Raw genomic sequence first — 11,781 nt, 5'->3', positions numbered from 1 at the left:
GCTCAAGAAAATTAGGTGGCGTGCCTCACAGTCTATCCAACGGCGCAAGTCGGGCGCCGCCGTCGTTCTCTGTCTGCAGCGCCACGGTGAAGCCAGCCCGCCCGTAGCGTCCGCTCACGCCGGGATGAGCCGCAGTGGGAGGGATTCCCAGCCTTTGAGCGTGTTGTGCAGGTACGGGACCGGCTCGCCGGCCAGCTCCAGACGTTCGACGTGCTCGGCGAGCCAGCCGAGCACCACTTCCATTTCCAGCCGCGTGATGGGCTGGCCTACGCAGCGGTGGATGCCGTTGCCGAAGGCGATCATGCTGGCGGCGTCGCGCTCGACCCGGAACTCGCCGGCGTCCAGGCCGAACTGCGCCGTATCCCGGTTGGCTGACCCGAGGAAGAGCACAATCTTCGTATCCGCTGGAATCGGGATGCCGCGGAACACCGTGTCGGCGCTGGTGGTACGGAAGAAGGACTGGAACGGCGAATCGAACCGGAGCACCTCGTCGATGGCGAACTTGACCAGTCGTGGATTCTGCCGGAGCTTGGCCCACTCGTCCGGATGCTCGGCCAGGAGCTTCAGTGCGTTCCCGAGCCCGATCACGGTGGTGTCCAGCCCCGCGGAGAGCAGCGCCCGGACCAGCAGCGGCGCCGCTTCCGCACTGATGTCCCCGGCATCGGCGCGGTCCCATAGCTGTGCACCGAGCCCGCCGGGTACCAGTTTGGCGCGTGTGGTGTGGTCCATGACCCATTCAAAGGTGCCGGCGCCCTGCTCAATGAAGTGCTGCTGGCGTTCGTCCTCCGGACCGAAGTAACTGAAACTCATGGCGCCCTGGCTGATCAGGTTCTCCGCCCGGCCCTCGCGCGGAATGCCCACCGCGTCGCCGAAAACCCTCAGGGGATAGACCTGCGCCAGGTCCTGAACGCCGTCGATCTCCCCGCGTTCCAGCGGTTGCGGCAGCAGCTGTGCGGCGAAGTCCTCGAAGCCGGCGCGCAACGCACGCGTGCCCTTGGGCGAGATGACCGATGCCATGGCTTTGCGCAGCTGGGTGTGGACGGGCGGGTCCGAATCCAGAATGCCCTGCGGCTTCCAGGACGGCTCCTTGTGCAGGTTCTTCGGCCCCACACCGGCACCGTTGATGAACGTCTGGTGGTCCGCCAGAATGTCCCGGCATTCCTCGTAGCGGGCGAACGCCAGCACGTTGTACTTCTGCAGGTAAACCGCCGGTCCGGCCGCACGCATCCGCTCGAACAGCGGGTACGGATCCGCCAAGTTCTCGTCCGAATACGGGTCATCGCCCAGCACCTGGACACCCGGGTACGCCAGCACTTCGGTCACATCGGCCTCACTTTCTCTGCAGTCCTGTTGACAAGCTATCGCCCAAACGCCCCGATCACTAGCGGCAACCGCCCCATGTTGATAACTCACGACGTCGGCCGCCACCCGCCGTCGTTAGCTTGCCGCCGTTCATCGCCGCGACCGGATTCAATGTCCCAACTGTCCTACCGCTTAAGTAGAGTGGTTCCATTGCGTGACCGCGGTCACGCAGGCGGCCGGCGATCCCGGTCCGCCCGCAGGCCGCGGCAATCCGAATCGGAAGGAAGTGTCAGTGAAGGCGCTGTTCAAGTCCGGGCCACAGGCCGGCTTCGAGCTCGTTGACCGTCCCGAGCCGCGAACCGGCGAGGGCGACGTCAAGATCAAAGTAGTGACCACCGGAATCTGCGGGACGGACCTGCACATCCAGGCATGGGATCCGTGGGCGCAGGAGAACATTCCCACGCCGCTGATCCCCGGGCACGAGTTCTACGGCGAGGTGGTCGAAACCGGCAGCCTGGTCCGGGACGTCCAGATGGGGGACCTGGTCTCCGGCGAGGGGCATATTGTCTGCGGTACCTGCCGCAACTGCCGCGCCGGCCGGCGCCAGATGTGCATCCGGACCGTCAGCGTCGGGGTCCAGCGGGACGGGGCCTTCGCGGAGTACGTGGTGATTCCGGAGACCAACGTCTGGGTGCACCGCGATCCGTCCATCACCCCGGAGCTCGGCGCAATTTTCGATCCGTTCGGCAACGCGGTCCACACCGCCCTGAGCTTTCCGCTGGTCGGCGAGGACGTGCTGATCACGGGCGCCGGGCCGATCGGACTGATGGCGATCGCCGTTGCCCGCCACGCCGGGGCCCGCAACATCGCCATTACGGACATTTCCGCATCCCGGCTGGACCTGGCCAAGCGGATGGGCGCGGACATGACCATTGACGTCAGCCATGAACGGATGGCCGAGGCCCAGGAGCAACTGCGCCTGACCGAGGGCTTCGACGTTGGGCTGGAGATGTCCGGACGGGCCAGCGCGCTGCGCGAAATGATCGACAACATGACCCACGGCGGGCGGATCGCGCTGCTGGGACTGCCCACCGAAGACATCGCCATCAACTGGGGCAAGGTGGTCACGCACATGCTCACGCTCAAAGGCATCTACGGGCGGGAAATGTTCGAAACCTGGTACGCGATGAGTGCCATGCTGCAATCGAACCCGGTGCTGCACGAAGCCATTTCGGGTGTCATCACGGACGTGCTGCCGGCCGCCGAGTGGGAAAGGGGCTTCGAAACCGCCCGCCACGGCACCGGCGGCAAGGTTGTCCTCGACTGGAGAAGGATCTAAGGAGCTTCGCATGTACTCTGCCCTCAAGGACCAGCTGGCCGCGGAACTGGACGAGATCCGGGCAGCCGGACTATTCAAAGCTGAACGCCGGATCAGCTCCCCGCAGTCCAGCCACATCAGTGCCGGCAGCCTGGACGGCCCGGCCCGCCAGGTGCTCAACTTCTGCGCCAACAACTACCTCGGTCTGGCCGACCACCCGGACATGATAGCCGCGGCCAAGTTGGCGCTGGACGAGCGAGGCTTCGGCATGGCCAGCGTGCGCTTCATCTGCGGTACGCAGGACATTCATCTGGAGCTCGAACGCCGGGTCTCGGAATTCCTCGGCACGCAGGACACCATCCTGTTCTCCTCCTGCTTCGATGCGAACGGCGGCGTCTTCGAGTCCCTGTTCGGTCCGGAAGATGCCATCATTTCGGACGCGCTGAACCACGCGTCCATCATCGACGGCATCCGGCTCTCCAAGGCGGCCCGGTTCCGCTACGCCAACCGGGACATGGCGGAGCTGGAAGCCAGGCTGCAGGAAACAGCGGCAATGAACGACGGCGGCGGGGCGCGGCGCCGGATCATCGTCACCGACGGCGTCTTCTCCATGGACGGCTACCTCGCCCCGCTCCAGGACATCTGCACGCTCGCCGAGCAGTACGATGCGCTGGTCATGGTGGATGACTCGCACGCGGTTGGCTTCATGGGCGCCACCGGTGCCGGCACGCCTGAGCACGCCGGGGTGTCGGACCGGGTGGACATCTACACCGGGACCTTCGGCAAAGCCCTGGGCGGCGCCTCCGGCGGCTACGTTTCGGGGCGCGCTGAGATCGTGGCGATGCTCCGGCAGCGGGCCCGGCCGTACCTGTTCTCCAACTCGGTGGCCCCGGTGATTGTCGCCGCCACGCTCCGGGCGCTGGAGCTGGTGCGCGAATCCGCTGAGCTGCGCTCCCGGCTGCAGGAGAACGCGGCGCTCTTCCGCCGCCGCATGGCCGATGAAGGGTTCGAACTGCTGGCCGGAGAGCACGCGATCATCCCGGTGATGTTCCACGACGCCGTGCTGGCAGGCAAGGTGGCGGAACAGATGCTTGCCCACGACGTCTACGTGACCGCCTTCAGCTATCCGGTAGTTCCCCAAGGCGCCGCCCGGATCCGCGTCCAGCTTTCCGCAGCCCACAGTACGGACGACGTCGAAGCGTGCGTGCGCGCGTTCGTCGCCTCGCGTGATGCAGTAGGCAGGTAGGCCAGGGAGCATGCAGCCGGATGCCGTGGGGGAGTTCTGGGCCTGGTGGGAAGCGGAGGCCGCCCGGCACATTGCGCAGGGCGCAGAGGGCTACGCCGAGAACTACGTCAAGCAGCTGGGCCAGCGGATCGCGTGGATCGATCCGGGCCTGGCCTGGGAGCTTGGCCCGGGAGCGGCGGCGGAACACGAACTGGTCATCTTCCCCGACAGTCCCGAGCACGCGGCCCTGGCGCGGCGCGTGCTCAAGGCGGCTCCGGCGCCGGACCGGCACTGGGAGTATGCGGATGCCCGCCAAGCGGCCGCACGCATCGAGGACCTGACGCTGGGGGTCGGCGGCGAAGATTTCGCCGGCGAGGACTTCCGGGTGGGCCTGATGCGCAACCGCTATTCGGCGGACATTTCGGTCTACCACCCGAAGCTGGGCCGGCTCCCGGAAGACAAGCGACTGGTTCCGGTGGCCATCATGCTGGACCATGCCATCGGCCAGCAGGACGTGAACGCATGGATCGGAATCATCGAACCGGTGCTGCAGCCGCATCCGGAGGGCATCCCGCTGAGCGACCTGCCGGCCGTCGTGCAGCAATTGCGTGCCGGCGCGTTCGACGGGCACGGCGAGCCCATTTGGGAGGAGCTGCACGGCCGCTCGATCGAGGACCGCCCCATTACCGCCTACGTGCAGGTTCCGCTGGTACCGGCGTTCTGGCCCGACTTCGACCAGCATGTGGCCGTGCAGCTCGGCTACGCCCAGATCCTCGACGACGGGCTCCCGGGCGAGGAATCGGGGCGCCGGCTGCAGGCGATGGAACAGGCGCTCGCCGAAGCGCTCAACGGCAACGGCCGGCTGGTTGCGGCCGAAACAACGGACGGCCGCCGGATCCTGCACTTCTACGTGGATTCGACCACCTCCGCCGGTTGGGACCTGGAAGCGGCCGCGGCGGCCTGGGAAGAGGGACAGACCGGCGTCGGTGCGGAACTTGATCCCGGGTGGTCCGGCGTCAGCCACCTAAGGATCAGATAGGACGCGTGAGAACATAGCACCATGCCCCTGACCTGCGACGTTCTCATCATTGGCGGCGGAATCGCCGGACTGTCCCTCGCCTCGGCGCTCGCCGGCCGGGCCACCGTCATTGTGGCTGAGGCCGAAGCCGCACTGGCCAGCCACACCTCGTCCCGGTCAGCACGCCAACTGATCCCCAGCTACGGCCCGCCCGCCATCCGCGAACTCACCGTGCGCACCCTGGCGTTACTGCGCCGCACCGAGCAGGAGACCGGGCGCCGCTTCCTGACACCACGCAGCTTCCTGCTGATCGGCGACGAAGCACAGGTCCGCGAGCAGGCGAGCAGCCACATGGCATTCATCAGCCACGCCGAAGCCATCAAACTCAGTCCCGAACTCAGGCCCGGCTCGTTCGAGGCAGCCGGGCTGGACACCACCTCTTTCGGCTGCGACACGGATCTCCTGATCGAACACCACCGCACGACGGCGGAGGCCGCCGGGGCCCGGATTCTCACCAATGCGCCGGTCACCGCTGCTGTTCGCGGCGACGGCGACGGCGGGTGGGAGGTCCAGGCAGGTGCGCGGACCATTGTGGCGGACACTGTGGTCAACGCCGCCGGTGCCTGGGCCGACAACGTCGCCGCACTCTTCGGGGCAGCGCCGCAGGGGCTGGTTCCATACCGGCGGACCGCCGCGGTGGTGAAGGTGGCACGCCCGCTGTTACCCGAACAGCCGATGGTAGCCACCGCTGACAACACCTTCTACTACCGGCCGGAGGGGGACCAGGTGCTGATCTCGCCGTCGGAAACCGAGCCCAGCCGGGCCGAAGACGCCCGCCCGCGCGAAACGGACATCCAGGCGTTGGTGGAAAACATCAACTCGGCCACCACCATGGGCATCGAAGTCGTGGACCGCGCCTGGACAGGACTGCGCACCGAACCCGCGGACGGCCATCCCGTGGTCGGCTTCGACGGGCAGACGGCCGGCTTCTTCTGGCTCGCAGGCCAGGGCGGGTACGGCTTCCAGACGTCCGCGGGCCTCGCCGAACTGGCCGCCGGACTGATTCTGGACGGCACGGCCGACGGTACCGGGGTATCCGGTGAGACCATCGCGGCCCTCGGCCCCCGCGTCGTACGCTCTGATGACGTTTCGCGGCGCGGTCAGCTGGCGGCCATGCCGGCGAAGGTCCGGTAGTAGCGCAGGCCGAGTTCGCGCGCGCCGGCAGAGTTGAAATGGATGCCGTCGTTGGCACCGTTGGCGCCGGCCGGCCCCTCGACGAAGGCGGTCTGCGGCCGGTGGGAGGGGATGGAACGGTGCACCGCGTCGATGGGGCCGCGGATCTTCTTGTCCGCGGCGATCCATTCGGGCACCATGCCGCCAATGAGGAACGGGACCGGGCCCAGCTCCGCGCGGTACAGATCGATAACCTGCAGCAGCTTGCGCCGGTACCAGTCCTGGCCCACTTTGGGCAGCGCGTCCGATTCGCCCTGGTGCCACAGGATGGCCACCAGCCGGTGCGAGGGGTTGAGCGCGAGGGCGCGGACGCACGCATCCAGGCCCCGGCGGGCCAGATTCACTGAGGCAGTCGTGTTGTACGGGTCCCAGGAATAGTCTGCGTTGCCGGTGATCGAGGTGCCGCCGAGGGCCGCCGGCACCAGCAGCACCTTGCGGTCCGCCGCTTGGTTGAGCCAGAGCTGCCGGGCAAATTCCATCCCGGGGCCGATGGTGGGCGCTCCGTCGCGCAGGTTCTGGGTGACGTGGAACAGCGCGTCGGCGGCCGGAATCACGGTGCCGGTGTGCGGCCCCGAGCCGGCGAACTGGTCGATGCCCTCCAGCCTGATGTCAATGGCCGGATCATAGGGCAGTCCCGAACCTTGCATGTTGGACTGCCCCAGCAAGAGAACGACGTCGGCGCCGGACTTGCGCGGGTCCGTGCGGCCATTGCCCGCAGCAGCTCCGGCAACATCTTCTGCGCTCTGGAAAACTTGGCCACCGGCGGGCTGGGAGGGGTTGTGCAGGTTCGCCAGTGCCCGGTGGGTGGCTGATTCCGGGTCGGCGATCAGCCGGGCGATGTCCTCGTCGGAGGGCAGTGCCAGGCTACCCGGCAGCGGACTGCCCGGGCGGGCGGCGGCGTTTGCCGCTCCCGCCCCGAGGGCCCCGGAACCAAGACCAACCGCGATGATGGGGGCGGCGCGGCGGAACAGCGTCCGGCGGCTGGGACTGGGAGGGCTTTCAGAGCCGGATTGTTGCGCCGTGGCAGGCTCGTCCGTGCCCATGCTCGCGTCCCCCTCCAGGCCGGGCGCCGGCGGGCTCACCCGCCGGCTGGCAAAATTACTCCGATCAGTTTAGCGCCGACCCGAGCTCCTGCTGCACGGCCTCGATCAGCACGCCGCTGTCCACCAGGACACGCACGGCTTCGATCTCGGGGGAGAGGTAGCGGTCCGTTCCGGGGCCTTCGACCACCTTGCGGATTTCGCGCCGGACAGCGGTGACGGCCGCGGCGCTTCGCGAGGAGTCCAAGCCGCCGTCGCGCATGTCCAGGGCGCGGGCACTGGTGAGCAGCTCGATGGCCAGCACACGCGTCAGGCCATCCAGCGCCCGGCGCAGCTTCAGCCCGGCGGACCAGCCCATGGAGACGTGGTCTTCCTGCATAGCGGAGGAGGGGATGGAGTCCACCGAGGCCGGGTTCGCCAGCCGCTTGAGCTCGGAAACGATGCCCGCCTGGGTGTACTGCGCGATCATGTGGCCGGAGTCGACGCCGGGATCGTCGGCCAGGAACGCGTTGAGCCCGTGGCTGCGGGCCTTGTCCAGGAAACGGTCCGTCCGCCGCTCGCTCATCGAGGCCAGGTCGGCCACGGCGATGGCGAGGAAGTCCAGGGCATAGCCGACCGGCGCCCCATGGAAGTTTCCGTTGGATTCCACCCGGCCGTCCGGGGTGACCACCGGATTATCGATGGCGGAGGACAGCTCGTAGCCGGCCACGGATTCCACGTGCGCCAGCGTGGACCTTGCGGCACCGTGCACCTGCGGGGCGCAGCGCAGCGAGTAGGCGTCCTGCACGCGGGTGAAGCGGTGGCCGTCGCCATTATCGGACGACTTCTGCTCGGCGATCAGGGGCGAGCCGTGCAGGATCCGGCGCATGTTGGCCGCGGCGGCGATCTGCCCGGGGTGCGGGCGCAGCGCGTGCAGGTCCTCGGCCAGCACCGAGTCAGTGCCCAGTAGGCCCTCGATGCTCATGGCGGCAGCCAGGTCCGCGGTCTTGAGCAGCAGATGCAGGTCCGCCGAGGCCATGATCAGCATGCCCAGCATCCCGTCCGTGCCGTTGATCAGCGCCAGGCCTTCCTTCTCCCGCAGTTCCACCGGCTCGAGCCCAGCGGCAGCCAGCGCCTCAGCGGCAGGCACCAGTCCGCCGTCGTTATTCCGAACCTCGCCCTCGCCCATCAGCGCCAGGGCGCAGTGTGCCAGCGGCGCCAGGTCCCCGGAGCAGCCGAGCGAGCCGTACTCGCCGACCACCGGGGTGATGCCGGCGTTGAGCATGGCGGCATAGCCTTGCGCCACCACCGGACGGACCCCCGTGCGGCCGGTGGCCATGGTGGAAAGCCGGTTGAGCATCAGGCCGCGGACCACCTCGCGGTCCACCTCGGTGCCGGAGGAAGCGGCGTGGCTGCGGATCAGGCTGCGCTGGAGCTGGGTGCGCAGCTCGATGGGGATCTGCTTGGTGGCAAGGGCACCGAAGCCCGTCGATACGCCGTAGTGCGGCTTGTCATCGGTGACCAGCGCGTCGATCACCGCGCGGGACTCCGCCATGGCGGCCAGGGACTCGGCGCTGAGCTCGATCGGTGCACCGTGGCGCGCGACGGCGATGACTTCCTCCGGCCTGAGCGGTCCGGTGGAGATGGTGACGGGCTGAAGCTGGGACATGGTGCCTTTCATCGAAGGTGCGGTGGCGGGGGCGGCGTGGGTGGCGGGGGCGGACACGGCTACTTGGCAATCAGGGCATCATAGTCCGGCTCGTTTTCCAACACTCCGTACTTCTGGGCCGCGGTGCCCAGTTTCTTCAGTCCGTCCATGTTGATCTCGGGATACCACTTGGACATTTCCACGGTCTCGGCCAGTTCCGGGGTGATCTTCGCGTAGTCCTGGATGATGGTGCGGACCTCGTCCTCATTTTCCATCGCGAAGGTGAAGGACTTTTCCAACGCGCGCTGGAAGCGTTCCACCAGCTCCGGGTTTTCCTGCAGGGTCTGCTCGGAGGTGAAGTAGAAGGCCGAATCGAAGTTTTCGGTCAGATCTGTCATGGGGCTGGCCACGATCTCGCCGCCGGCTTCCAGGATCTGCGTGCGGAACGGTTCGGTGGTCCAGGCCGCGTCAACGTCCCCGCGCTCCAGCGCTGCGGGCATGTTGGGATACGGCATCTCCACGAAGTTCACATCCTGCGGATCGCCGCCGGCTTCTTCGATGGAGTTGCGGATGGTCACGTCGGCAAAGTTGTTCAGGGCGTTGACCGCCACCGTCTTGCCCACGAGGTCCGCGGCGGATTCAATGCCGCTGTCCGGCATGGCGGCCACCTCGGTAACGTCCTTGCCCGGAACGTTCGTTGAGCTCGAGCCGTTGGAGACCACCTTCACCGGCAGCGTCTTGTCCTGGGCGATCAGCAGCGAGACAACGTTGGAGTAGCCGAACTGGTACTCACCGGTCATCACGGCCGGCACAATCGCCGCGCCGCCCTGGGCCAACTGGACGGAGAGCTGGATGCCTTCGTCCTCGAAGTAGCCCTCCTGCATGCCCAGGTAGATGGGGGCGACGTCGGTGATGGGGATGAGTCCGACGCTCACCTGGTCCAGGCCTTCCTGGGGTGCGGCGCCATTGGAGTTCGGGGCGTCCTCGGGAGCCGACGGGCTGCCTGATCCGCAGCCGGTCAGCGCCAGAAGACCCGTGAGGGCAGCGGCGGACGCGCCCGTCAAGAAGGTGCGGCGTTGGGTGGTGGATCCGCGGAAGGGCTTTTCCATGGGAGTTTCTCCAGTTCTGCCGCTGAATGGCAAGGCCATTTCAGACAGTAAAATATATGGGCTGATAGGGAAAAGGTACAGAGCGATCGAGCTGGCGTCAATGGTCGGGTGAAAAAGGGGCATTGCCACTAGATGAAATTGATGTTTTACTAAGTGCAACGTCAGTGAAACGACGATCCCGACCGGAAAGGCACTCCATGGTGGACACCACTACAGAGACCGCTGCGGCGCCGGACGCCACAACCCGAGCCGCCGACCGTGCCCTGGGCCTGCTGCGCGTTGTCTGCGAGAACGACGGCGTCAAACTCGCCGATGCGGCCAAGGCGGCAGACCTTTCGGCCAGCACCGCGCTTCGCTTGCTGAGGACCCTGGAAGCGAACGGCTTCGCGGCCAAGCGCGAGGACGGCCTGTACCGGCCGGGCTTCCGCATGGTCCAGCTCGGCGTCCAGGCCTTGAGCCATGAATCACTGGTCGCGACCAGCCAGGATGCCTTGCGCTCACTGGTCGCCCGGACGGGCGAATCCGCCTACCTCAGTGTGGCGGCCGGCAGCACCGACGGGCTGTACCTGGCTATCGAGGAAGGCACGCACACCGTGCGCCACATTAACTGGGTAGGCCGCACGTTTCCCATGGTCGGCAGCGCCGCCGGGGAAGCGCTGCAGGGGTCGGTGGCACCCGGGTCCTTCGCCGTCGTGGCCGAAGGCGTCGAGCCCGACATCACCGCGGTGGCCGCCCCGGTGATGGCCGGTTCCAAGGTGGTCGCAGCCCTGAGCATCGTCGCGCCGAGCTACCGCACTACCGCTGAAGCCGCGCAAACCTTCGGCGCCCTGCTGGCCGCCGAAGCCGGCCGCGTCTTTGCCGCCCCAGGCGGGGACGCCGCCGTCGTTAGTCCCCGACCTTCCTAGCTTGTTCCTAGCCTGACAGCCGGATAACTACCCGCTTCCATCAGAGAAAGAGCCTTCAGAAATGACCTTCACGCAACACGATCCCTCCCGCACCGTCCGCGCCCCCCGGGGCACCGAGTTGACGGCCAAGAGCTGGCAGACCGAGGCTCCGCTGCGGATGCTGATGAACAACCTGGATCCCGAGGTCGCCGAGCGCCCCGAGGACCTGGTGGTCTATGGCGGCACGGGCCGCGCGGCCCGCAGCTGGGAGGCCTACGATGCGATTGTGCGCACGCTGGAGACCCTGGAGAAGGACGAGACCCTGCTGGTCCAGTCCGGCAAGCCGGTGGGCGTTTTCCGTACCAATGAATGGGCGCCGCGGGTGCTGATTGCCAACTCGAACCTGGTGGGGGACTGGGCCAACTGGCCGGAGTTCCGCCGGCTCGAGGCCGAAGGGCTGATGATGTACGGCCAGATGACCGCCGGTTCCTGGATTTACATCGGTACCCAGGGCATCCTGCAGGGCACCTACGAAACCTTTGCTGCCATCGCGGACAAGCGCTTCAACGGCTCCCTGGCCGGAACGCTGACTCTGACCGGCGGCTGCGGCGGCATGGGCGGCGCGCAGCCGCTGGCCGTGACCCTTAACGGCGGAGCGTGCCTGATTATCGACGTCGACGAGACACGCCTGCGCCGCCGCGCTTCCAAGCGCTACCTGGACGAAGTGGAAACGGATCTTGACGCCGCGTTGGCCAAGGTCATGCGTGCCAAGGAGGAGAAGCGTCCGCTGTCCGTGGGCTACGTGGGCAATGCCGCCGCGGTGTTCCCGGAGTTGCTGCGCCGGCACCAGGCCGGCGAGATCAGCGTGGACATCGTCACCGACCAGACTTCGGCACATGACCCGCTGAGCTACCTGCCGCTGGAGTACTCGGTGGAGCAGTGGGACGCCGAGGCCAAGGCCGACCCCGTGGGCTTCACCAAGAAGGCACAGGAGTCGATGGCCCGCCACGTGCAGGCGATGGTCG

General features: G+C 67.3%; 10 protein-coding genes. 6 read left to right on the top strand and 4 right to left on the bottom strand.

All coding sequences use genetic code 11. The features are described 5' to 3' along the window. Positions 1-114: 114 nt before the first annotated feature. Positions 115-1,323, bottom strand: a complete 1,209-nt coding sequence (locus tag HGO92_RS11540; RefSeq protein ID WP_346768931.1) for a cytochrome P450 — start codon at positions 1,321-1,323, stop codon at positions 115-117. Positions 1,324-1,594: 271 nt separating this feature from the next. Between HGO92_RS11540 and tdh the strand changes: the two genes are divergently transcribed. From tdh to HGO92_RS11520, 4 genes are read left to right on the top strand one after another with little or no spacing between them, the layout of a single operon-like run. Beyond that, positions 1,595-2,641 carry an L-threonine 3-dehydrogenase gene (gene tdh / locus HGO92_RS11535; protein ID WP_169994915.1) on the top strand — a complete coding sequence of 349 codons (1,047 nt, stop codon included), beginning with the start codon at positions 1,595-1,597 and terminating at the stop codon, positions 2,639-2,641. Positions 2,642-2,651: 10 nt separating this feature from the next. After that, entirely contained in the window at positions 2,652-3,866 is a 1,215-nt protein-coding gene (locus HGO92_RS11530) for a glycine C-acetyltransferase (protein WP_169994913.1), read from the top strand. A 10-nt stretch (positions 3,867-3,876) separates the two neighbouring features. After that, complete coding sequence (locus HGO92_RS11525; RefSeq protein WP_169994911.1) at positions 3,877-4,884, top strand: DUF695 domain-containing protein; 1,008 nt, start codon at positions 3,877-3,879, stop codon at positions 4,882-4,884. A 21-nt stretch (positions 4,885-4,905) separates the two neighbouring features. Next, positions 4,906-6,057 (top strand): NAD(P)/FAD-dependent oxidoreductase, encoded by a 1,152-nt coding sequence (locus tag HGO92_RS11520; RefSeq protein WP_169994910.1) that lies wholly within the window; start codon positions 4,906-4,908, stop codon positions 6,055-6,057. Here HGO92_RS11520 and HGO92_RS11515 read toward each other — a convergent pair. The 3 genes from HGO92_RS11515 to HGO92_RS11505 all read right to left on the bottom strand — a co-directional run bounded on the left by HGO92_RS11515 (position 6,024) and on the right by HGO92_RS11505 (position 9,872). Further along, positions 6,024-7,139: a sialate O-acetylesterase gene (locus tag HGO92_RS11515; protein ID WP_169994908.1), complete on the bottom strand. Its 1,116-nt coding sequence runs from the start codon at positions 7,137-7,139 to the stop codon at positions 6,024-6,026. The genes HGO92_RS11520 and HGO92_RS11515 overlap by 34 nt on opposite strands. Before the next feature lie 64 nt (positions 7,140-7,203). After that, entirely contained in the window at positions 7,204-8,784 is a 1,581-nt protein-coding gene (hutH, locus tag HGO92_RS11510; protein ID WP_169995255.1) for a histidine ammonia-lyase, read from the bottom strand. A 59-nt stretch (positions 8,785-8,843) separates the two neighbouring features. Then, the gene (locus HGO92_RS11505; protein ID WP_169994907.1) at positions 8,844-9,872 is read right to left on the bottom strand and encodes an ABC transporter substrate-binding protein; all 1,029 of its coding nucleotides are present in this window, start codon (positions 9,870-9,872) and stop codon (positions 8,844-8,846) included. Positions 9,873-10,069: 197 nt separating this feature from the next. Between HGO92_RS11505 and HGO92_RS11500 the strand changes: the two genes are divergently transcribed. Continuing rightward, positions 10,070-10,777: an IclR family transcriptional regulator gene (locus HGO92_RS11500; RefSeq protein ID WP_169994905.1), complete on the top strand. Its 708-nt coding sequence runs from the start codon at positions 10,070-10,072 to the stop codon at positions 10,775-10,777. Between the two features lie 61 nt (positions 10,778-10,838). After that, positions 10,839-11,781: urocanate hydratase (gene hutU, locus HGO92_RS11495; protein WP_169994904.1), on the top strand; the 943-nt coding region annotated here is incomplete at its 3' end.

It is taken from the genome of Crystallibacter degradans (assembly GCF_012952295.1).
Lineage (GTDB): Bacteria > Actinomycetota > Actinomycetes > Actinomycetales > Micrococcaceae > Crystallibacter > Crystallibacter degradans.
This window is presented reverse-complemented; position numbering and strand designations above follow the sequence as displayed.

Excerpts from the sequence above, each read along its gene's own strand:
- HGO92_RS11530 (WP_169994913.1), top strand. The coding sequence starts at position 2,652 with ATGTACTCTGCCCTCAAGGACCAGCTGGCCGCGGAACTGGACGAGATC.
- HGO92_RS11525 (WP_169994911.1), top strand. The coding sequence starts at position 3,877 with ATGCAGCCGGATGCCGTGGGGGAGTTCTGGGCCTGGTGGGAAGCGGAG.
- HGO92_RS11520 (WP_169994910.1), top strand. The coding sequence starts at position 4,906 with ATGCCCCTGACCTGCGACGTTCTCATCATTGGCGGCGGAATCGCCGGA.
- HGO92_RS11515 (WP_169994908.1), bottom strand. The coding sequence starts at position 7,139 with ATGGGCACGGACGAGCCTGCCACGGCGCAACAATCCGGCTCTGAAAGC.
- hutH (WP_169995255.1), bottom strand. The coding sequence starts at position 8,784 with ATGTCCCAGCTTCAGCCCGTCACCATCTCCACCGGACCGCTCAGGCCG.
- HGO92_RS11505 (WP_169994907.1), bottom strand. The coding sequence starts at position 9,872 with ATGGAAAAGCCCTTCCGCGGATCCACCACCCAACGCCGCACCTTCTTG.
- HGO92_RS11500 (WP_169994905.1), top strand. The coding sequence starts at position 10,070 with ATGGTGGACACCACTACAGAGACCGCTGCGGCGCCGGACGCCACAACC.